Genomic DNA, 21,337 nt, shown 5'->3' with positions numbered 1-21,337 from the left:
CCGGTGCGACGCGCGCTGGCCGGCCTCACCACGCGCGGGCGGTCCTTCGTGGCCGCCGGCGCGACCGCGATCGTGTGCGCGGTCGTCCTCGGCGAACGCGACCTGCTGCGGGCCGGGGTGCTCGTGCTGGTGCTGCCGCTGCTGTGCATGCTCGCGGTGTCGCGGACCCGGTACCGGCTGGCGTGCGCGCGGCGGCTCGACCCGGCGCGGCTGCCCGTCGGCCGCGAGGCCCGCGTCGACTTGCGGCTCGAGAACGTGTCGCGGCTGTCCAGCGGGCTGCTGATGGTGGAGGACCGGGTCCCGTACGCGCTCGGCGGCCGGGCCCGGTTCGTGCTCGACCGGATCGAGCCGCACGGCTCCCGCCAGCTCGGCTACCGGATCCGCTCGGACGTGCGCGGGCGCTACCGCGTCGGGCCGCTGACGGTCCGGCTCGCCGACCCGTTCGGGATGGTGGAGCTGGTGCGCTCGTTCAGCCTGTCCGACACCCTGACGGTGACGCCGCAGATCGTCCCGCTGCCGCACAGCCGGCTGTCGGGCGCGTGGACGGGCGGCGGCGACAGCGTCGCCCGCGCGGTCTCCGCGGCCGGCGAGGACGACGTCGCCCCGCGCGAGTACCGGCACGGCGACGACCTGCGCCGCGTGCACTGGCGGTCCACCGCGCGGCACGGTGAGCTGATGGTGCGGCGCGAGGAGCAGCACTTCCAGAGCAGCGGCACGCTGTTCCTCGACACCCGCCGCGCCGCGCACTGGGGCGAGGGGCTGAGCGGCTCGTTCGAGCAGGCCGTGGCGGTGACCGCGTCGGTCGGCGTGCACCTCGTCCGGACGGGGATGAGCCTGCGGTACGTCACCGACGCCGGCGAGGCGCTGCCGGTGGCGCCGTCCGAGGGCGCGTTCGAGGGGCTGCTGCTGGACGCGCTCGCCGTGGCGCGCAGGTCCAAGGGCGGCTCGCTGTCGGCGGGGCTGGCCGCGCTGCGCGGCGCCCGCGGCGGCGGCCGGGAGCGCGACGGCCTCGTCGTCGCGGTGTTCGGCGCCCTGTCCGCCGAGGAGGCCCGGTCGGTGGCGGCGGTGCGGCGCGGCACCGGGACGTGCGTCGCGGTGCTGGTCGAGGGCCGGCCCGCGGGGACGGCCCAGGCGGGCGGCCACGCGGACGCGGGCGCGGCGCGCGCCGTGCCCGCCGCGGACCTGCTGCGCGCGGCGGGCTGGCGGGTGCTGACCGTCCGGTCGGCGGCCGAGCTCGCCGGCGCGTGGACGACGGCCGGGAAGACCGGCGATGACTTCGTCAGGGACGGTTCATGAGGATCCGGATGACGGCCATGGCCGCGGCCGCGACGCTCGCCGGCTCGCTCGGCCTCTACCCGCTGTTCGAGCGGTCCGGCTGGTTCTGGGCGGGGTTCGGCGCGGTGCTGGCCGTCGCGGGCGGCGGGCTGCTGGCCCGGCGGCTGCGGCTGCCCGCGCTGATGAACCCGGTGTTCGGCCTGGCGGCGCTGCTGCTGTACCTCGACCTCGTGTACGCCGCCGACCGGGCGTGGCTGGTGTTCGTCCCGTCCCCGGACTCGCTGCGGCACCTCGGCGACCTCGCCGGGGAGGGCTGGCGGGCCGCGAACCGGTACGCGGCGCCCGTCCCGCTGCTGCCCGGCATCGCGATGCTGACCGCCGCCGGGATCGGGCTGGTCGCGGTGCTGGTCGACCTCCTCGCCGTCCGGCTGCACCGCACCGCCCCCGCCGGGCTGCCGCTGCTCGCCATGTACAGCGTGCCCGCGGCCGTCCGCGAGGACGGCGTCGGCTGGCTGGCGTTCGGCGCCGGCGCGCTCGGCTTCCTCGCCCTGCTGATGGCCGACTCCCGGGAGAAGGTCGGCGGCTGGGGCCGCATGGTCACCACGCACCGCCGTCCCCGCGAGGTCCCCCTGGCCGGCTCGGACCCGCGGCCGGAGGAGGAGGCGGCCCGCCCCGATCCGGCGGCGCTCGCGGCGAGCGGCCGCCGGATCGCGGTCGGCGCGGTGGCCGTCGCGGTGCTGCTGCCGGCCGCCGTGCCCGGCCTGCAGCCGCGCGGCGTGTTCGGCCTGGGCGGCGGCTCCGGCCAGGGCACCCGGACGGTGACGACGCCCGACCCGCTCGTCAGCCTGAAGCGGGAGCTGACCCGGCTGGACGACTCGGTCGTCCTCACCTACCGCACCGACGACCCCGGGGGCCCCGACTACCTGCGCCTCTACGCCCTCGACCGGTTCGACGGCGACCGGTGGACCTACAGCCCGCTGAAGAGCAGCTCCAAGGACCGGCTGGTCTACGGGCAGCCGCTCCCGCCGCCGCCGGGGCTGTCGGTCGCCCGCGTGCACAAGGTGACGACCCGGGTGAAGGTGCGGCCCGAGGTCAGGAACATGACGTTCCTGCCGGTGCCGTACGCGCCGACGAACGTGTCGATCAAGGGCGACTGGCGGGTGCACCCCTCGTCGCTGATGCTGTACTCGCTGCACGACTCGGCGGGCGGGCGCTCCTACACCGTCGAGAGCGCGCGCGCCGACCCGACCAGCGGGCAGCTCGCCGCCGCGGGCGGCTACCCGGCCGACGTCGTCTCGCACTACACGGCGGTCCCCAAGAACATCCCGCAGGAGGTCAGGCGGCTCGCCGACCAGGTCACCGCGGGGTCGTCGACCGCGCTCACGCAGGCGGTGCGGCTGCAGCGCTGGTTCACCGTCAGCGGCGGGTTCACCTACGACCTGTCCGCGCCCGCGCCGCAGAACGGCGGCGACCTCGTCGACTTCCTGCTGCACAGCAAGCGCGGCTACTGCGAGCAGTACGCCGCGTCGATGGCGCTGCTGGCCCGGATCCTCGGCATCCCGTCCCGTGTGGCGATGGGGTACACGCCGGGCAGCGAGGTCCGGCCGGGCGAGTGGGTCGTCCGGTCGCGGGACGCGCACGCCTGGCCGGAGCTGTACTTCCAGGGCACCGGCTGGGTGCGGTTCGAGCCGACGCCGGGCGGCGCGGGCGGGCAGGGCACGGCCGTCACGCCGTCCTACAGCCAGCCCGCCGTCAGCAGCGGCGGCGAGAGCGACGGCCAGACCGGGCAGGCGCCGGACACGTCCTCCCCCGGCGAGGAGGCGTCGGCCTCGCCCAGCACGGGGGCCCGGCACCGCGACGACGAGGGCGCCGGCGGCGGCGCGTCCGCGCAGGGCGACGAGGAGGGCGGCTTCGGCGCGACGCCGTGGCTGGCGGGCGCGCTGCTGGCGCTGCTGTTGATGGCCGTCCCGATGACGCTGCGGAGGCTCACCCGGCGCCGCCGGTGGGCCGCGCTGACCGCACCGCCCGCGCCGCCGCGCGGCGGCCCGAAGGGGACGCGGGCGGGGCCGGCGAGGCGGGCGCCCCGCGACCCGAAGAGGGCGCGCGTGCGGCTCCCCGGCCCGGCGCCGGGGACGCCGTCCGAGGCGCGGACCGGGGAGCCCGACCCGGTCAGGGCCGCGCACGCCGCCTGGCAGGAGATGCGCGCCGACGCGCTCGACCACGGGCTCGAATGGCGGGCCAGCGACTCCCCGCGCGCCACCGCGCGCCACCTGGGCGAGGTGCTCGAACTGGACCCGGCGGGCCTGCAGGCGCTCACCCGCATCGCCCGCGCCGAGGAACTGGCCCGCTACTCGCGGACCCGGTCCGCGGAGCCGGTGGAGCGGCTGCGCGCCGACGTGCGGACCGTCCGGGAGTCGTTCGCGGCCTCCGTGGGCCGCCGGGCCCGCTGGCGCGCCCGGCTGCTGCCGCCGTCCACGATGGCGCAGACCCGCGCCACGCTCCGCACCGCCGGGGACCGCGTCGCGGACGCCGCCAACCGCGTGAACGAACTGCCCGCCCGCCTCCGCCGCAAGTAGGCCCCCGGACACGCGTTCGTCCCGGCCCTCCGCGGCTCGACCACGGGGCCGGGACGATCAGCCGTACCGCACACGTCCGGCGAAGAGGGACGGCGCCCGGGGCTCCGGACGGGGGCTGAGCGCCGTCGGACCTCCGCTCAGTCGCCTTCGGTGCGGCGGCGCCAGCGCTCCTCCATGCGTTCCATGAAGCCCGCCTTGGCGGGGCGGGACTGGCGTCCGCCGCTCCGCGCGGGCTCGTTGCCGATGCCGGTCATCCGCTTCCAGCTCGTCAACGCCCAGACGCAGCACACCACCATCAGCAGGAAGCCGGTCACGCTGATCGCGATGGTGACCGTGCCCTCGTTGATCACAAGGCCGGCCATCAGGGCGCTGACGCCCACGACGAAACCGAGTGCGGCCTTGACGATCCGGCGCTTGTAGTGGACCTGGGGGTTGGTCGAGCGAACCGCGTGAGCGAACTTCGGATCCTCGGCGTACAGAGCCGATTCGATCTGTTCGAGCATGCGCTGCTCGTGCTCAGAGAGCGGCACGGCACCTCCCAACGACAGCTCCGCGACGGGGTATCCGATGCGGGACGCGAACGTCAACGGTGATATGCCCAGAATACGAGCACTGTCGAGCGTACGAAAGCGAACGGCCCGTCGAGGGCCCGGTGCCGGTCACCCCACAGCCTTCTTTCATTGTCTTCCGTCCCTGCCGTCACGTCCGTCACCGTCCGCACGCCGCACCAGCGCGGCGGGACGGACGGCGCCGCGGCCGAACCGGTGCGCGACCTGGTCCATGGCACGCTCGGCCTCACGCCAGCCTCGTTCCGGCTCGTCGAAGGCGAGCTGACGGGGGGCCTCGCCGGCGGGGCCCAGGTTCTCGACCCGCACCCCGACCAGACGGAGTCGTACCCGTTCCAGCCCGGCTGCCTCGTACAGCTCGCAGGCTGTGACATAGATCACACGGGCGAGGTCGGTCGGCTCGCTCAGCGTGCGCGCCCGGGTGATCGTCTTGAAGTTCGCCATCCGGAGTTTGACGCTGACCGTCCGGCCCGCGTTCCGGCTCTCGCGCAGCCGCTCGCCGGTCTTCTCCGCCAGCCGCAGCAGCGACCGGCGGATGACCTCCGGGTCGTCGACGTCGGTGTCGAACGTCTCCTCGGCGCCGATGCTCTTGTCGGGCGTGTGCGGGACGACCTCGCGCGGGTCGCGCCCCCAGGCCAGCTCGTGCAGGTGCGCGCCCGCCGCGGTGCCGAGCTCCCGCTGGAGCGTCGCCGGCGGCACTTGGGCGAGCTGCCCGACCGTCCGCAGGCCGAGGCGAGCGAGGTGCTCCTCCGTCCGCTCCCCCACACCCCACAGGGACGCGACGGGCAGCGGGTGCAGGAAGTCGACGACGCCGTCGGCGGGCACCACGAGCAGCCCGTCGGGCTTGCACCGGGTGGAGGCCAGTTTGGCGATGAACTTGGTGCTGGCGACGCCGACCGAGCAGGTGATGCCCTGCTGGTCGCGGACCTGCTCGCGGATCGTCCGGGCGATCTCGGCCGGCCGGCCCAGGCGCCGCCTGGCGCCGGCCACGTCGAGGAACGCCTCGTCCAGCGACAGGCCCTCGACCAGCGGGGTGATCGAGCGGAAGATCTCGAACACGGCGGCGGACACCCGCCCGTACTTGCCGTGGCTGACCGGCAGCACCACGGCCTGCGGGCACAGCCGCCGCGCCCGCGTCATCGGCATCGCCGAGTGCACGCCGAACGCGCGGGCCTCGTAGGACGCCGCGGACACCACCCCGCGCGGCCCCGCCCCGCCCACGACGACGGGACGCCCCCGCAGCTCGGGGCGTTCGAGCAGTTCGACGCTGACGAAGAACGCGTCCATGTCCACGTGCAGGATGGCGCAGCCGGTGTCGTCGGCGGGCGGCCCGGGCTGCGGCCCGGGCCGGTGGAGCTGCTGCTTGCGGCTCACGCGCCCTCCCCGCCCGGCGGCCCGGCCGCGCGCGGGCCTCGCCGCCGCGCCCTCCGGTTCGCTCCGCCCACGGCGCTACCCGGCCGGCTTGTCGGCCACCAGGTGCAGCTGGGTGGCGAGGTCCCGCAAGACGGGGTGGACGGCGGCGACCGCCTCCAGCGCGATCAGCGCGTCGGCCGAGTCGGAGTCGCCGTCCAGCAGGCCGCTCGGCACGAGGTCGGCGAAGATGCGGACGCCGTGCAGTTCGGCGACGCGCAGGCCCGCGCCGCGGACCAGCGCCGACAGCGTCTCGCGGGTGAACCGGCGGGGCATCCGGTCGCCCTCGCCCCACCGCCCGGACGGGTCGGTCAGCACCCGCCGCGCATCGTCGAAGTGGCCGGACACGGCGCGGTGCAGCGCGGCGGCGACCTGCCCGGCGACCAGCACGCTGACGGAGCCGCCCGGCCGGACGACGCCGGTCAGCGCGGCCATCGCCGCGCCGGGCTCGTCGACGAACTCCAGGACGCTGTGGCACAGCACGAGGTCGGCGGCGTCCGGGCCCAGCAGGTCGGGCAGGTCGACGGCGTCGCCCTGCACCGCGCGGACCCGCACCCCGGACTCGGCGGCGCGGCGCTCCAGCGCGGCGAGCGCGTCCGGATTGGCGTCGACCACGGTGACCCGGTGCCCCAGTTCGGCGAGCGGCACCGCGAACCCGCCGGTGCCACCGCCGACGTCCACGACGTCGCTCGGGCCGGCCTCGGGGGTGATGCGCCCGAGCACGGTCCGCAGGGCGTCCCACAGGACCGCGCTCCGAACCCGCCCGCTGCCGCGCACCCGCTTCTGTTGCCGGCCGGTCACGGCCACTCCCCTAACGTCGCTCATCCCGCCCCAGCCTAGCCGCCCAGTCCCCCACCCACCGCCGCACACCAAACCCTGCCCACACTCCCACCGACGCGGCCGACCACGGGCCCACCGCACACCCGCGCAGCCACGACAGACCGAAACGGCGGCGCGAAGATCGCCTGCGTCGCAACGGGGTTCCCAGGGGATCGCCCCCAGGGAGTCACAGCGTGAGCGAGGGTTTCAGTTGTTGCAGGCGGGACAGGAGGCCGTTGACGAAGCGGGGGGATTCGTCGGTGGAGAGTTCGGTGGCCAGGCCGACGGCTTCGCTGACGGCGACGCCGTCGGGGACGTCGTCGACCCACAGGAGTTCGTAGGCGCCCATTCGCAGGATGTTGCGGTCCACGGCGGGCATCCGTTCCAGGGTCCAGCCGGTCGCGTAGGTGGAGATCAGTTCGTCGATGCGTTCCCGGTGCTCCTGGACGCCTTCGATCAGCCGGACGGCGTGCGGGAATTCAGCGAGTTCGTCCTGGTTGGGACGGCCCCGGGCGGCGAGTACCGCCGTGGGCTCCTCTTCCCGCAGTTCGGCCGCGAACAGGATGTCGAGGGCGAGCTTCCTGGCCTTGGTGCGTGCCGCCATCTCAGCCGCGGCCGAGGTACTCGCCGGAGCGGGTGTCGACCTTGACCTTCTCGCCGGTGGTGATGAACAGCGGCACCTGGATCTGGGCGCCGGTCTCCAGGGTGGCGGGCTTGCTGCCGCCGGTGGAGCGGTCGCCCTGCAGGCCGGGCTCGGTCTCGGTGATCTCCAGCACGACGGCGGCGGGCAGCTCGACGTAGAGCGGGTTCTCGTCGTTGAAGGCGATCACGGCGTTCTGCTCGGGAAGCAGGTAGTTCGAGGCGTCGCCGACGACGGTCGCCGGGATGTGGGGCTGGTCGTAGGTCTCGGTGTCCATGAAGACGAAGTCCTCGCCCTCGCGGTAGAGGTACTGCATCTCGCGCTTGTCGACGCTCGCCACCTCGACCTTGGTGCCGGCGTTGAAGGTCTTGTCGACGACCTTGCCGGACAGGACGTTCTTGAGCTTGGTGCGGACGAACGCGCCGCCCTTGCCTGGCTTGACGTGCTGGAACTCCAGGACGGTCCACAGCTGGCCGTCGAGGTTCAGCGTCATGCCGTTCTTCAGGTCGTTCGTCGTCGCCACTGGTTGTTCTCCCGGTCGCGGACCCGCGCGCCTACAGGACGAGCAGGTCCTTGGTCGTTGTGGTGAGGAGCTCCGGGCCGTCCGCGCGGACCACGAACGTGTCCTCGATGCGGACGCCGCCCCGGCCGGTGAGGTAGACCCCAGGCTCCGCTGTGATCGGAACTCGATCCATCAGCTTACCGGTCCGGCCATAGCCCAGCATTGGCCACTCCTGGATCTCCAGGCCGACGCCGTGCCCGAACCCATGCGGGAAGAACTCGCCGTACCCGGCCGACGTGATCATGTTACGGGCGGACGCGTCGACATCGCGCACATCCGTATCCGGCCGGGCGTGGGAGATACCGGTCCGCTGGGCCTCGGCCACAAGTGCGTAGATGTCGCGCTGCCAGGCGCTCGGCGAGCCGAGCGCCACCGTCCGCGTCATGTCGGCGTGGTAGCCGCCGTAACTGGCTCCAAAGTCCATGGTCACCAGATCCCCGCGGGTGACCGGCCGGTCTCCCGGCGCGTGGTGCGGTGAAGCGCCGTTCGGCCCCGCCGCGACGATCGGCTCGAACGCGAGGCCATGCGCCCCGTGCTCGAACATCGCAGCAGTCAGGGCCTGCGCGATCCAACGCTCGCTGAGCCCCGGACGCAACTGCCCGAGGACATCGGCGAGTGCCTGGTCGGAGATGGAACAGGCCCGGCGGAGGAGGTCGATCTCCTCCTCGCTCTTCACCCTCCGCAACCCCTCGACGATCCTCTCGCCGGGAATGAACTCCGCGCGGGGTGCGGCCGCCTTCAGCCCTCGATACCGCTCGACCGTCAGTACATGGTCTTCGAAGAGAACACGGCCACTTCCGAACTCGGCGATGCGAGGACCGAGGACCGCATCGACGTCACGGCCGAGCTCGAGAGGGATTTCCGGACAAACCTCTCTCGCCTTGGGCAGGTAGCGGGCATCCGTCACGAGCACGGTGGCCTGGCTCGCGACGATGAGAGCGCCGTTGGAAGTCCGCAGCCCGGTGAGATAGTGCACGTTCACTGGGCTGGCCACAAGGACGCAATCGGCGCCTTTCGCCTTCGCCGCGGACAGGAGGTCCTCGCGGCGTACTCCGTAATTCATATCTCAGTATTCCTCTGAATATGCAGCCGAACGACCCGAATTACTGACGGCCCGGCCAAGGCCGTGCATGCTCCGCTCGACCCGCTGGACGCGGCATGCTGGCGGCCATCGCCCGGCCGGGCAGCTTGGAGTGCGCGGAAGATGCTACGAGATCCGCCTGAACACTAGCCCGTAGATACAGTCGTTCTCAACCGGGCTGACCGTCCACTCATACTCTCTCCCCAGCGGTCCGACGGCCTGAGGCTGGGACGTGGTCACTTCGCAGACCCCGCGACGCAGCGAAGCACAGAATCCCCGTAAGTAGATAGGCGCTTCCTCGAAGGTCACCTTGATGATCATGCGCTCCGGTTCGCGCTGGAACATCGCTGCATACGGATACCACAGGCTGTCTTCCCCCTCGGCCATCCCGCCCGGCCAGGAGTGCCGGTGCTCGACCTCGAAATGCTCACTGCGCTGCAGGGGAACGGAGAAGGAAATACGCACATAGTGCAACTGGCCGAGATCTAAGACGTTCCTGATGTACAGTCCGGTCTCCGAGCCGTCGGAGGCGATGCTCACTGCCCGCTGTTTGAAGTTCTGCAGATGGATGACACTTCCGCCGAACATGACCATCGGGCACCACTCGGCCGGTCGACGGGTTGCGTTGGTGCCGACAAACCGGATGCATAGTGTCGCATCGTTCGCATCGAGCACCGTCTCACATCGGATCTCATCCACCTGAAGCGCGTCGTCCGTCTGCCAGTACAGATCCAGCGCCCTTTGATTCAGCAGGGTGCTGCGCAGCCAGGTCTCCAGATAGTTGATCGGCAGAACCAGGTTGATTCGCCGCAGAAGCCGCTCCCCGGGAGAGGCGGGAAGTCTGCCCGCGTAGGTGATGTAGACCACGGCCGCCCAGCCGCAGAGGCCGATGAAGGCTACCGCGGTGAGTATGAAGTACCGCGCGTTCAGCACCTGAAGGATGGCGAGCAGCCCACTGATCACCGAAATAAGAAGCAGCGTGATCCCGGTGGCCTTGGCCACGAAGGACCGGAGTAGACCGATCGGTTCCCCACCGAACCCCATGCCCCTCTACCCTCCGCGAGTCCGACCCGCGAGTCCGAAGAGCTCACCGGACTCAGGTGCCGGTTCCATACTAGCGATCAAACGCCAGCCCATAGATGAGGGTATTGTCGACAGGGTCTATGCGCCACTCGAAACTTCGGGCGGTCCCGTCCAGGTCGGTCGGCTGAAGCATGCCGACCTGGCACTCGGCATCGACGGGCCTCCCCTCCAAGGCGAGAATGTACCTCACCGCACGATCGAAATGCACCCTCGCGACGACACTTCCAGTATTCCGCGAGAAAAGCGCAGGGTAAGGATACCAAAGCGTATCTTCGCCCGCGGCCATCCCGGTCGGCCACAGGTGCTTCTGTTCGATCTCGAATTCCTCGCCGGGGCGCAGCGGTACCGGAAATATCATATCTATTAGCTGGAACTGCCCGGTGTCAATGAGCGATCGGCAGGACATCAGGACCGGCGCCTCGCTCGTGCGCCGGACGGTCGTCTCGTTCCCCGGAATATTGGTCCAGTGCAGGACGCTGCCACCGAACATCAGCATCGGGCAACTCGTCACAGGACTCGTCGCCTCATTCCGCCCGCGAAAAACGATCGACAGCTCCGCATCGAGTTCGCTCACGAACGTAGTGCAGACCATCTCTTCGATTCGCAGATTCCGATCACGGTGCCAGTACTCCGGCAGCGCCGCCGGATTGAGGATCGTCGCGAGGAGCCAAGGCTCCAAGTACCCCATGCCCAACGCGGCACCGATGGCTTCGGCCAACTTGCTCGGCTGCCAGTCCGGCAACATCTCGGCAGACGTCTTAGTATCACGAAAAAGGCGAATCATATGACTCAATTCACTACTTCCCGCCGTCAACCGCTCAGCGAGCCCCGGCGGGCGAAGAGGCTAGGTCATGTCGTCCATCACGCCTCACGGTAGCAAAGGCTCAGCATGAGCAGCGGCTCGGTCACCGGTCGCCGCTGGTGCGGGAGCACGGAACCGACGAAGGCGACCGCATCTCCACGGCGGGCCAGTGCGACGCGCTCGGTCTCCGCGATGAAGCCCCCGCCCTGCCTGGCCAACTCGAAGATCGTCGGAGCGGGTTCACGAGCGAGCGCCGGAGCGTACTCGAACTCCGTCGGTGCGCCCGAGAGCACCACGAGGAGGTTCAATTCGCACCCGGCGCGGTCGGTGTGCACTCCGATGAAGGACCCCTTGCTGTAGAGGACATACGTCGTGGCACTGAGCCGGAGCGGAACGGGGGTGAACGTCCGAAGAACAGAAAAGGCTGTGTCCGACTCACCGAGCGTGACGGCCACCTCGGAACCAGAGGCGGAGGCCATGTCAAAAGGTGAAGTGACCCTGCGCGGCCGGACCTTCGCACCGAAAGCGGAGCCGGCCGTGCGAGTGAAGGGACAGCCGGCCGCCTCATCGAGCAGGCGCTCCACCAGGGCGTCCTCTACTCGCCAACGCAGTACGTCGTCGGCCCTTCGGACGGTTCCGATCATGAAAGGGCGTCCTGCGTGCTGACGAGATCCCATTCTTCAGCGGGCAGGTCGACCATCTGATTCATGGTCACCGGTTCCGGGCCCACCGGAGGCAGATATTGGGCCTCTTCCGATACTCCGTTTTCAAGATCGGTAACCTGGAACGACCGACCATCGAGACGAATCGCATCCATTCGACTCTCCCCTTGTACCCTTGTTAAGGGGATGGTAACACGCTTGCGATGGCCCAGACAGAGCCTCTTATCGAAGTTTTCCGCATGCACCGGGGCGGCCACAGCAGCCTGGACAGGATCGATCCCTCACACCGCCTCCGTCGCTCTCCTCACAGTTATCGCACCCGAGGCACCTCCGCACGAACTGCCGACGCCCGACATCAACGATCCTTTTCAGCGGCCGTTTTGCATGAGCTGATCACAACGTGATCGCGGATGGCGGCAACCGGGCATCATAAGCCCCCGTCAGAACGGTTGGCCTCCCGCAACCCTCCGCAACAACGGCGATCTATGCGTGTTGGCCATAAGTGGTCTCAGGCGGCCTCTTGCCGGGATTGACCGCGTCGCGATGGACGGTCGACCTGAGCAGGAATCCCCGCCACCATGGCGCTGCGGCCCGAGGGCCGGGAGGCCGTCTCGACGCGGTCACGAAACATGAAGAACCCTCGACTTTGGCGTGAGGGCTGCCCTAGCGTGACCGGCGGTGTGATCTTCCGTCCCCCCGCACGGTCTTCCCCAGGAGGGATTCCCCTTGACCCGAGTCAGCCGCCGCAGACTGCTCGGCACAGGCGCGCTCACCGCCGCCGGCGCGGTCGCGTCCGCCGCCGCGGCGCCGCCCGCCGCCGCCCGCACCGCACCCCTCAGCACCGACGTGGTGATCGTCGGGGCCGGTCTGTCCGGCCTGACCGCCGCCCGCGACCTCGTCGCGGCCGGGCGGTCCGTGATCGTCCTGGAGGCCCGGGAGCGGCCCGGCGGGCGCGTGTACGGGCTGCCGCTCGGCGACGGCACCACCAGCGAGGGCGGCGCCGAGTTCATCGGCCCGACGCAGGACCGCATCGCCGCGCTCGCCCAGGACATGGGCGTCGCGACCTTCAAGACCTACAACGAGGGCAAGAACGTCTACTACCGCAGCGGCAAGCGGTCCCTGTACGAGACGGACGGGCTCCTCGGCGCGGTCCCGCCGGACTGGGGCGTGATCGACCTGGAGCTGGCGCTGGTCACGCTCGGCGGCATGATCAAGGAGGTGCCGGTCGGCGAGCCGTGGAAGGCGGCGAAGGCCGAGGAGTGGGACTCCCAGACGTTCTACACCTGGTCGCGGTCCAACTCGCTGAGCGGCGGCGCGCGGTTCCTGATGGACGCGTTCGCCTCCTCGACGCTGTCGGTGCGCTCGCAGGAGATCTCGCTGCTGTACCTGCTCAACTACGCGGCTTCGGCGGGCAACGAGAGCACCCCGGGGACGATCGACCGGCTGATCGACACCAAGAACGGCGCGCAGGAGTCCCGGTTCGTCGGCGGCTCGCAGGAGGTTCCCGTCCGGCTGGCGGCGAGGCTGGGCGACATCATCCGCTACAACGCGCCGGTGCGGTCGATCGCGACCGGGTCGGACGGCGTCACCGTCACCGCGGACGGCGTCACGGTGTCGGCGAAGCGCGTCGTCGTCGCGATGTCCCCGGCGATCGCCGGGAAGATCGACTACTCGCCGGCGCTGCCGGCGAACCGGACGCAGCTGATGCAGCGCTACCCGATGGGGTCGATCGCCAAGTTCGTCGGCGTCTACGACACGCCGTTCTGGCGCGCGGACGGCCTGACCGGGCAGGCGGTCGCCGACAGCGGCGCGATCGACGCGACGTTCGACAACAGCCCGCCGGACGGGTCGCGCGGCATCCTGATGGGCTTCATGAACCAGGCGAACATCCGCAAGCTGGACGGGGCGTCGGCGGACGAGGTCCGGGCGGCGGGCCTCGAGTCGTTCACCAAGCTGTTCGGCGACAAGGCGGCGAACCCGCGGTCCACCGCGTTCCAGCGCTGGGACAACGAGATGTGGAGCGGCGGCGGGCCGGTCGGCGTCGCCCCGCCCGGCGCCCTGACGGCGTTCGGCCCGGCGCTGCGGGCCGCGTGCGGGCCGATCCACTGGGCGGGCACCGAGACGTCCGACTACTGGACGGGCTACATGGACGGCGCCGTCCGGTCCGGCGAGCGCGTCGCCAGGGAAGTGCACGCGGCGCTGTGAGGCGCGCGGCGGGCGGCGGGCCGGACGCACGCCGCCCGCTGCGTCACATCTCGGAGGCCATCTCCTTGACCTTCTCGATCAGGGCGAGCCGGCCCTTGTGGTCGCCCGCGATCGGCGACACGTTCAGCGTCGTGATCCCGGACTCCTTCATCGCGGCGAGCCGCTCGCGCACGTGGCCCTCGGACCCGATGAGCGACATCTTCTCCAGCAGCTCCTGCGGGACCTTCGCGGCGGCCTCGTCCTTCTTGCCGTCCAGGTACAGGTCCTGGATCTCCTCGGCCTCCTTCTCGAAGCCGTAGCGGCGGGCGAGGTCGTTGTAGAAGTTCTTGCCCTTGGCGCCCATGCCGCCGATGTAGAGCGCCGCCATCGGGCGGCCGAACTCCAGGTAGCCCTGCACGTCGTCGCCGATGGCGAGCGCGGCCTGGCCGACGACGTCCAGCTCGCCGAGGGACGGGTCGCGGCGGGCCTTGCCCGCGGCGAGGGACGCGCCCCACACGTCGGCGGCCTTCTCCGGCATGTAGAAGATCGGCTCCCACCCGTTGGCGATCTCGGCGGTCTGCTCGACGTTCTTCGGCCCGATCGCGGCGACCAGGATCGGGATGTCGGCGCGGACGGGGTGGTTGATGAGCTTCAGCGGCTTGCCGAGGCCGGTGCCCTGGCCCTCCGGCAGCGGCAGCTTGTAGTACTTGCCGTCGTGCTGGAGCCGCTCCCGCCGCCACACCTTGCGGCAGATCTCGATGACCTCGCGGGTGCGGCCGAGCGGGGCGGTGTAGGGGACGCCGTGGAAGCCCTCGATGACCTGCGGGCCGGACGCGCCGATGCCGAGCGTGAACCGGCCGTCCGACACGTAGTCGAGGCCGGCGGCGGTCTGCGCCATCGCGGTGGGCGTCCGCGAGTAGATGTTCAGGATGCCGGAGGCGATCTCCAGCCGCTCGGTCTTGGCCGCGATGAAGCCCATCTGGCTCACCGCGTCGAAGCTGTAGGCCTCCGCGACGTAGACGATGTCGAGCCCGGCCTTCTCGTAGTCGGACAGCTCCTCGACGGTCTCCTTGAAACCGCCCGAGTAGCTGAGCGCCATCCCGATGCGCATCGGCATCCTCTCCCTAACCGAATCCGATTCCAGTCGAACGTAACCTACTCCGCCGCCGGGCGGTCAGCGCAGGGCGGGCCCGTGCAGGGCGTCCAGCACCGGCCGGTACAGATCCGCGCGGATCCCGGCGACGGTCGAACCGTTCCTGCCCGCCGACGCCGCCGCCAGCTCGACCGCGGCGGGCAGGACCTCGTCCTCGGCGGCGGTCCGCTGCACGATCCCGGCGTCCAGCGCCTGCTCGGCGGTGTAGCGGCGGCCGGTGAGCATGGCCTCGTGCGCGGTGGCCTTCGGCAGCCGCTCCTTGAGGAGCGCGTTCATGCCGGGCGTGAAGGTCATGCCGAGGTCGACCTCGGGCAGGCAGAAGTAGCCGCGGTCCGTCCGCATGACGGCGAAGTCGTGGCAGAGGGCGAGCATGGCGCCGCCGGCGAACGCGTGGCCGTTCAGGGCCGCGACGGTGGGCATCCGCAGCTCCAGGATGCGCGCGAACATTCCGTGCACGCGGCCCAGGTACTCCTCGAACTTGTCCTGGTTCGCGGAGAGCCAGTCGAGGTCGAGGCCGTTGGAGTAGAACTTGCCGGTGCCGACGGTGACCAGGGCGGCGGGCCCGTCGCTCTTCGCCACGGTGTCGAGCGCGCCCTCGACCGCGCCGAGGAAGTCGGGGCCGAACCGGTTCTCGCCGGCGTCGAAGCGCAGGACGTGGACGTCCCCGTCGCGCTGCAGGTCGATCACGATGTCTCCTTCATCCGTGCCTGAGCGGAACCTTACGCGCCGGTGGCCGGCGGGAAGACCATGCAGGCGGTGGTCCCGTGGGCCCCGTTCCTCGCGCCCGCCTCGAGCAGTTCCCTGAGCTGCTCCAGGCCCGCCGTGGTCTCCATCCGGTCCCCTCACCTCAGTAGGACGTCCGTCATAGGAAGAATTCTTTATGACGATTGTCATGGTCAATGCGAACGGCCTATGATGAAGGTCATAATCAAGCCATGGGGACCGACAGCCGGGAACGCATGGTGCGCAGCGCCGCCTATCTCTTCCGCGAGCGCGGCTACAGCGGCACCGGGTTCCGCGACGTCATCGCGCACAGCGGCGCCCCGCGCGGGTCGATCTACCACCACTTCCCGGACGGCAAGGCGCAGCTCGCCGAGGAGGCCGTCCGCTACGCAGGGGAGTTCCTCAACGCCGGGATCCTCGCCGCCACGGAGGGCGGCGACGCCGCGTCCGCCGTGGACGCCTTCGTCGGCTGGTGGCGGCAGGTGCTGATCAAGAGCGAGTTCCGGGCGGGCTGCCCCGTCGTCGCGGTGACCGTGGAGTCCCACGACGAGGCGCCGCAGCTCGCCGCGGCCGCCGCGGCGGTGTTCGGCCGCTGGCAGGACACCCTCGCGACCGGACTCGGCAACGCCGGCGTCCCCGACGAACGCGCCGCCCGCCTGGCCCGCCTCATCGTCGCCGCCGTCGAGGGCGCGACCATCCTCTGCCGCGCCCACCGCGACGTCGCCCCGCTGGACGACGTGGTCGCCGAGCTGAAGGACCTGACGCGCGGCGCCGTCCAGGACTCCTAGGACTGCCGGGAGCCCAGGGCCGCCCGGACTCTCAGGGCCGCCCGGACCGCTGGGACTGCTCGGCGAGGAGTCCGGCGATGGCCTGGAGGGCGAGGACGTAGGACATGGGGCCGAACCCCGCGATGGTGCCGGTCGCGACGCCCGCGACCACGGAGGTGTGGCGGAACTCCTCGCGGGTCGCGGGGTTGGTGATGTGGACCTCGATGAGCGGGGCGGTGCGCTGGGCGAGGGCGTCGCGGAGGGAGTAGGAGTAGTGGGTGAACGCGGCCGGGTTCAGCACGATCGGGATGCGCTCGTCGCAGGCCTCGTGCACCCAGTGGACCATCTCGGCCTCGTCGTCGGTCTGCCGGACCTCCACGTTCAGGTCGAGGCGGCGGCCGGTGTCGCGGCAGAGGGCGGCGAGGTCGTCGAAACTGGTCGTGCCGTACTTCTCGGGCTCGCGGACGCCGAGCCGGCGCAGGTTGGGGCCGTTCAGGACGAGCACGCGGGTCATGAGGTGATTTCCCTGTAGGCGGCGGCGAGCAGCGCCTCGTCCGGGCCTTCGAGGCGGCCCGGCTCGGCGATGCCGTCGAGGACGACGAAGCGCAGCGTCGATCCGCGCGACTTCTTGTCGATGGACATGGTGGCCCGCAGGCCGGCCCAGTCGGCGGCGTAGGACACCGGCAGGCCGACGGAGGTGAGGACGTCGCGGTGCCGCTGGACGGTCCCGGCGGGCAGCCGCCCGGCGAGGCGGGACAGCTCGGCGGCGTAGACCATGCCGATCGCGACGGCGTGGCCGTGGCGGAACCTGTAGTCCTCGGCCTTCTCGATCGCGTGGGCGAGGGTGTGGCCGTAGTTGAGGATCTCGCGCAGGCCGCCCTCCCTGAGGTCGGCGGAGACGACGCCGGCCTTGACCCGGACGGCGCGTTCGACCAGCTCGCGGGTGTGCGGGCCGTCGGGGGACGCGGCGCCCTTCGGGTCGTCCTCGACCAGCTCCAGGATCGCCGGGTCGGCGATGAACCCGGCCTTGATGATCTCGGCGAGGCCGCTGACGTAGTCCTCGTGCGGCATCGTCATCAGCGTGGCGAGGTCGCACAGCACGCCGGCGGGCGGGTGGAACGCGCCGACGAGGTTCTTGCCCTCGGGGACGTTGATGCCGGTCTTGCCGCCGACCGCGGCGTCCACCATGCCGAGCAGCGTGGTGGGGACGAGGACGGCGCGCACCCCCCGCAGCCACGACGCCGCCGCGAACCCGGCGAGGTCGGTGGTGGCGCCGCCGCCGACGCCGACGACGACGTCCGTGCGGGTCATGCCGAGACGGGCGAAGGACGACCAGAGGCCCGCGAGGACGCCGACCTCCTTGGCGGCCTCGCCGTCCGGGACGGGCAGCGCGTGGACGGCGTACCCGGCCTGCTCCAGCGCGCCGCGGACGGGCCGGGCGATCTCCGGCAGCCCCTCGGCGTGGACGACGGCGACGGTGCGGGCGCGCTCGCCGACCATGGCGGGCAGCTCGCCGAGGACGCCCGTCCCGATGACGACGTCGTAGGGGTCGGCGCCGCCGACGTGGACCCTGGCCTGCGTCATGCCGCGCTTTCCAGGGCCTTGGCGACCTCTTCGACGATGTCGGCGGGGTCGCGGCCGTCGGTGTCGACGCTGAGCGTGCCGAGGCTCTCGTAGATGGGGAGGCGCTCCTGCAGGAGCTTGCGCATCTGGCTGCGCGGGTTGAGGACGAGCAGCGGCCGCGCGGAGGCGAGCCCGACCCGCTTGATCGCCTCCGAGAGGCCGACCTTCAGGTAGACGACGGTGTGCCCGCCGAGCAGTTCCCGGGTCTCGGCGGCGAGGACGGCGCCGCCGCCGAGCGCGACGACGCCCTCGTGCTCGGCGAGGGCCGCGGCGACGGCGGCGCGCTCCAGCTCGCGGAAGCGCTCCTCGCCGTCGTCGATGAAGATCTCGCCGATCGGCTTGCCGGCCGCGGCCTCGACGTCGGCGTCGGTGTCGCGCAGCGTGACGCCGAGGCGCTCGGCGAGCGCGCCGCCGATCGTGGACTTGCCCGAGCCGGGCGGCCCGATGATGACTGCCTTCGGTCGCATGGTCCCGCTCACTTGATCGTCAGGGCGGACAGGTATCCGCGCAGGTTGCGCGCGGTCTCCTCGGCGGAGTCGCCGCCGAACTTCTCCAGCGCCGCGTCCGCGAGGACGAGCGCGACCATCGCCTCGGCGACGACCCCGGCGGCGGGGACGGCGGTGACGTCGCTGCGCTGGTTGATCGCCTTGGCGGGCCCGCCGGTCTTCACGTCGATGGTGTCGAGCCGCCGCGGGACGGTCGAGATCGGCTTCATCGCGGCGCGGACCCGCAGCACCTCGCCGGTGGTCATGCCGCCCTCGACGCCGCCGGCCCGGTTCGTCCGGCGGCGGACGCCCTCGGGAGTGCCGTCGATCTCGTCGTGCGCCCGCGACCCGGGCCGCCGCGCGGTGGTGAACCCGTCGCCGAGCTCGACGCCCTTGATCGCCTGGATGCCCATGAGGACGCCGGCGAGCCGCGAGTCGAGCCGCCGGTCCCAGTGGACATGGCTGCCGAGGCCGGGCGGGAGCCCGTAGGCGAGGACCTCCACGACGCCGCCGAGCGTGTCCCCGGCCTTCTTGGTCTCGTCGATGTGCGCGACCATGGCGGCGGACGCGTCCGGGTCGAAGCAGCGCACCGGGCTCTCGTCGACGCGGGCGAGATCGCCCGGCTCGGGCAGGACGCCGTCGGGCGCCTGGACCTCGCCGAGCGCGATCACGTGGCTGAGGACGTCCACGCCGATGGCCTGCTCGAGGAACGCCTTGGCGACCGTGCCCAGCGCCACCCGGGCGGCCGTCTCCCGGGCGCTCGCCCGCTCCAGCACCGGGCGCGCGTCGTCGAAGCCGTACTTCTGCATGCCGACGAGGTCGGCGTGACCGGGCCGCGGCTGCGAGAGCGGGGCGTTCCTCCCCCCTTGCCCCCGGCTCAGGGCGGCGAGGACGCCGGCGTCGACGGGGTCGGCCGACATGACCGTCTCCCACTTCGGCCATTCGGTGTTGCCGATCTCGATCGCGACCGGCCCGCCGAGCGTCACCCCGTGCCGGACGCCGCCGAGGATCGTCACCTCGTCCTGCTCGAACTTCATCCGGGCGCCCCGCCCGTGCCCGAGCCGCCGGCGGCGCAGATCCTCGGCGATGTCCCCCGAGGTCACGCGCACGCCGGCCGGCAGCCCCTCCACGATCGCGGTGAGGGCCGGGCCGTGGGACTCCCCCGCGGTCAACCAGCGCAGCATGCCCCCGATCCTATTGACTCCGCGCGCCCGCCCGTGACGGACGTCCACCATCTGAGAGGCTCGGCGGCGGAGGTGGGGCGATGCCGGGGGCGATGAGGAGGGCGCTGCTCGCCCAGGCGCGGGCGTGCGCCGAGCTGGGGTCGCCGATGTACGCGGAGCTGCTCCTGCGGGCGGCGGACGATCCGGGCGGGGCGGTCGCCGGGGTGCTCGGAGACCGCACGGGCTCCGGTTTCATCCTCGGGATGCTCGGGACGGTGCACCGGATCGTGCTGGAGGGGCGGGCGCCCGAACTGGCCGCGCACTACCCGACCGCGGGCGGGACGCGGGACCCGCTGCGGGCCTGGCCGGCGTTCCGGGACGTCCTGGCCGGGCACGCGGCGGAGGTGCGCGAAGGCGCCGCCGACCCGCCGCAGACGAACGAGGTGGGGCGGTCGGCCCCGCTCGTCGGGGGCCTCCTGGCGGTCGCCGAGGCGACGGGGCTGCCGGTCAGGCTGCTGGAGATCGGCGCGAGCGCGGGCCTGAACCTGCGCGCCGACCGTTTCCGGTTCCTGCACGAGGGCGGCGCGTACGGCCCGGAGTCACCGGTCGTCCTGCCCGGCGCTTGGCGGGGGCTTCCCCCGGTGGACGCGCCGCTCGTGATCGCCGGGCGGCGCGGATGCGACCCGAGCCCGGTGGACGCGGCCTCGGCGGACGGCCGGCGGCGGCTCCTGTCGTACGTGTGGCCCGACCAGGCGGAGCGGGTGGCGCGGCTGCGGGCGGCGTTCGAGGTCGCGGCCCGCGTCCCGGCGGAGGTCGTCCGCGCGGGCGCGGCCGGGTTCCTGGACGGCCTGGCCCCGGAGCGGGGCGTCGTCACCGTCGTGTGGCACTCGACGATGCGCGCCTACCTGTCACCGGACGAGGCCGCCCGCGTCGACCGGCACATCGAGGACGCCGGGGCGGCGGCGACCGGCGACGCGCCCGTGGCCCGCCTGTCGTTCGAGGGCCGGGACCCCTCCCGCCTGGACGCCGTCCAGGTCGTGACGCTGCGGCTCTGGCCGGGCGGCGAGCCCGCGGTCCTCGGCGAGGGCCCGGCGCACGGCCTGCCGACGACCTGGTTCTAACCGGCCCGCTTCTCGTCGGCCCGGTTCTCCTGGGGGGCGGTCCAGGTCTCGTGGTGGACGAGCTCGCCGAGGGGTTTGCGCATCGAGCGCAGGCGGGCGGTGTCGGACGGGGCCACGGCGTCCTCGCGGGGGTGGCCGATGGTGGCGACGCCGACCACGGCGACGTCGCCCGGGATGCCGAGCAGCGCCTTGAGCTCGTCCTTGCGGCGGACGGTCGCGAACCCGGTCGCGAGGCCCGCGTCGATCGCGGCGAGCTGGATCAGCATGAGGAACGCGCCGGAGTCGACCCACCAGTAGGGGGCGGGCCACTCGATCTCCTTGCCGTCGATGAGCTTGTCGGGCCGGGTGTAGCGGTCGTGGTAGTCGTCCTCGCGGACGCCGATCACCATGAGGACGGGCGCGACCGACAGCCACTTCTCCGGGTAGCGGGACTCCTCGGCGAGCTCGGCGACGCGCTCGCGCGTCGCGCGGTCGGTGACGACGACGAGGCGGTGGCCCTGGCTGAACCCGGCGCTCGGGGCCTTCCGGATCGTCGCGGCGATCTTCTCCACGGTCTCGGCGGGGACGGGGTCGGGCCGGTAGCGGCGGACCATCCGCCGCGCGGCGAGCACGTCGTCGAACTCCACTGCGCCTCCGTTCTCG

General features: G+C 72.1%; 22 protein-coding genes. 5 read left to right on the top strand and 17 right to left on the bottom strand.

Annotated features, from left to right (window positions below; all coding sequences use genetic code 11):
* Positions 1–3 precede the first annotated feature (3 nt).
* Together SM611_RS25040 and SM611_RS25035 are read left to right on the top strand one after the other, a co-directional pair.
* The gene (locus tag SM611_RS25040) at positions 4–1,296 is read left to right on the top strand and encodes a DUF58 domain-containing protein (RefSeq protein WP_371952351.1); all 1,293 of its coding nucleotides are present in this window, start codon (positions 4–6) and stop codon (positions 1,294–1,296) included.
* On the top strand, positions 1,293–3,851 hold the full coding sequence (locus tag SM611_RS25035; protein WP_371952350.1) for a transglutaminase TgpA family protein: 2,559 nt from the start codon (positions 1,293–1,295) through the stop codon (positions 3,849–3,851). The genes SM611_RS25040 and SM611_RS25035 overlap by 4 nt, the downstream gene beginning before the upstream one ends.
* A 137-nt stretch (positions 3,852–3,988) precedes the next feature.
* Here the strand turns inward: SM611_RS25035 and SM611_RS25030 are convergent, their stop codons facing one another.
* From SM611_RS25030 to SM611_RS24985, 10 genes are all read right to left on the bottom strand, one after another.
* Positions 3,989–4,381: an SCO2097 family morphological protein gene (locus SM611_RS25030; protein WP_371952421.1), complete on the bottom strand. Its 393-nt coding sequence runs from the start codon at positions 4,379–4,381 to the stop codon at positions 3,989–3,991.
* A 147-nt stretch (positions 4,382–4,528) separates the two neighbouring features.
* Positions 4,529–5,791 (bottom strand): DNA polymerase IV, encoded by a 1,263-nt coding sequence (locus tag SM611_RS25025; RefSeq protein WP_371952349.1) that lies wholly within the window; start codon positions 5,789–5,791, stop codon positions 4,529–4,531.
* Positions 5,792–5,866: 75 nt separating this feature from the next.
* Positions 5,867–6,652, bottom strand: coding sequence for a methyltransferase domain-containing protein (locus SM611_RS25020; protein ID WP_371952348.1), 786 nt, complete (start codon positions 6,650–6,652; stop codon positions 5,867–5,869).
* 181 nt (positions 6,653–6,833) lie between these two features.
* Complete coding sequence (nusB, locus tag SM611_RS25015; protein ID WP_371952347.1) at positions 6,834–7,250, bottom strand: transcription antitermination factor NusB; 417 nt, start codon at positions 7,248–7,250, stop codon at positions 6,834–6,836.
* 1 nt (position 7,251) lies between these two features.
* Positions 7,252–7,809, bottom strand: coding sequence for an elongation factor P (gene efp / locus SM611_RS25010; protein WP_371952346.1), 558 nt, complete (start codon positions 7,807–7,809; stop codon positions 7,252–7,254).
* 31 nt (positions 7,810–7,840) lie between these two features.
* The gene (locus SM611_RS25005) at positions 7,841–8,911 is read right to left on the bottom strand and encodes a M24 family metallopeptidase (protein ID WP_371952345.1); all 1,071 of its coding nucleotides are present in this window, start codon (positions 8,909–8,911) and stop codon (positions 7,841–7,843) included.
* Positions 8,912–9,055: 144 nt separating this feature from the next.
* A complete protein-coding gene (locus tag SM611_RS25000; RefSeq protein ID WP_371952344.1) occupies positions 9,056–9,931 on the bottom strand; it encodes a hypothetical protein in 876 nt (291 codons plus the stop codon).
* Between the two features lie 112 nt (positions 9,932–10,043).
* Entirely contained in the window at positions 10,044–10,757 is a 714-nt protein-coding gene (locus SM611_RS24995; RefSeq protein WP_371952343.1) for a hypothetical protein, read from the bottom strand.
* 116 nt (positions 10,758–10,873) lie between these two features.
* Positions 10,874–11,398: a hypothetical protein gene (locus tag SM611_RS24990; protein WP_371952342.1), complete on the bottom strand. Its 525-nt coding sequence runs from the start codon at positions 11,396–11,398 to the stop codon at positions 10,874–10,876.
* A 56-nt stretch (positions 11,399–11,454) separates the two neighbouring features.
* Positions 11,455–11,631: a hypothetical protein gene (locus tag SM611_RS24985; RefSeq protein ID WP_371952341.1), complete on the bottom strand. Its 177-nt coding sequence runs from the start codon at positions 11,629–11,631 to the stop codon at positions 11,455–11,457.
* A gap of 571 nt (positions 11,632–12,202) precedes the next feature.
* Here SM611_RS24985 and SM611_RS24980 point away from each other — a divergent pair.
* A complete protein-coding gene (locus SM611_RS24980) occupies positions 12,203–13,681 on the top strand; it encodes a flavin monoamine oxidase family protein (protein WP_371952340.1) in 1,479 nt (492 codons plus the stop codon).
* Positions 13,682–13,724: 43 nt separating this feature from the next.
* Here the strand turns inward: SM611_RS24980 and SM611_RS24975 are convergent, their stop codons facing one another.
* Together SM611_RS24975 and SM611_RS24970 are read right to left on the bottom strand one after the other, a co-directional pair.
* Complete coding sequence (locus SM611_RS24975; protein WP_371952339.1) at positions 13,725–14,771, bottom strand: LLM class F420-dependent oxidoreductase; 1,047 nt, start codon at positions 14,769–14,771, stop codon at positions 13,725–13,727.
* A gap of 63 nt (positions 14,772–14,834) precedes the next feature.
* Positions 14,835–15,500, bottom strand: a complete 666-nt coding sequence (locus SM611_RS24970; protein WP_371952338.1) for an enoyl-CoA hydratase/isomerase family protein — start codon at positions 15,498–15,500, stop codon at positions 14,835–14,837.
* A 248-nt stretch (positions 15,501–15,748) separates the two neighbouring features.
* Between SM611_RS24970 and SM611_RS24965 the strand changes: the two genes are divergently transcribed.
* Positions 15,749–16,324, top strand: coding sequence for a TetR/AcrR family transcriptional regulator (locus SM611_RS24965; protein ID WP_371952337.1), 576 nt, complete (start codon positions 15,749–15,751; stop codon positions 16,322–16,324).
* 31 nt (positions 16,325–16,355) lie between these two features.
* Here SM611_RS24965 and aroQ read toward each other — a convergent pair whose 3' ends face one another.
* Genes aroQ through aroC form a run of 4 tightly spaced genes read right to left on the bottom strand, consistent with a single transcriptional unit; the run spans position 16,356 to position 19,595 of the window.
* Positions 16,356–16,817, bottom strand: coding sequence for a type II 3-dehydroquinate dehydratase (gene aroQ, locus SM611_RS24960; protein WP_371952336.1), 462 nt, complete (start codon positions 16,815–16,817; stop codon positions 16,356–16,358).
* The gene (gene aroB / locus SM611_RS24955) at positions 16,814–17,887 is read right to left on the bottom strand and encodes a 3-dehydroquinate synthase (protein WP_371952335.1); all 1,074 of its coding nucleotides are present in this window, start codon (positions 17,885–17,887) and stop codon (positions 16,814–16,816) included. Before aroB ends, aroQ begins: the two co-directional genes overlap by 4 nt.
* Positions 17,884–18,393, bottom strand: a complete 510-nt coding sequence (locus SM611_RS24950) for a shikimate kinase (RefSeq protein ID WP_371952334.1) — start codon at positions 18,391–18,393, stop codon at positions 17,884–17,886. The genes aroB and SM611_RS24950 overlap by 4 nt, the downstream gene beginning before the upstream one ends.
* A gap of 8 nt (positions 18,394–18,401) precedes the next feature.
* The gene (aroC, locus tag SM611_RS24945; protein WP_371952333.1) at positions 18,402–19,595 is read right to left on the bottom strand and encodes a chorismate synthase; all 1,194 of its coding nucleotides are present in this window, start codon (positions 19,593–19,595) and stop codon (positions 18,402–18,404) included.
* Between the two features lie 80 nt (positions 19,596–19,675).
* On the opposite strand from aroC, the gene SM611_RS24940 reads away from it, so the two are divergent.
* Entirely contained in the window at positions 19,676–20,695 is a 1,020-nt protein-coding gene (locus SM611_RS24940) for a DUF2332 domain-containing protein (RefSeq protein ID WP_371952332.1), read from the top strand.
* Here SM611_RS24940 and SM611_RS24935 read toward each other — a convergent pair.
* Positions 20,692–21,321 (bottom strand): nitroreductase family protein, encoded by a 630-nt coding sequence (locus SM611_RS24935; protein WP_371952331.1) that lies wholly within the window; start codon positions 21,319–21,321, stop codon positions 20,692–20,694. The two genes, SM611_RS24940 and SM611_RS24935, sit on opposite strands and share 4 nt — an antisense overlap.
* Positions 21,322–21,337: the final 16 nt, after the last annotated feature.

Source organism: Actinomadura monticuli (assembly GCF_041463655.1).
In the GTDB taxonomy this organism is placed as follows: domain Bacteria; phylum Actinomycetota; class Actinomycetes; order Streptosporangiales; family Streptosporangiaceae; genus Spirillospora; species Spirillospora monticuli.
The sequence above is the reverse complement of the archived record's forward strand: the minus strand, read 5'-3'. Positions and strand labels throughout refer to the sequence as shown.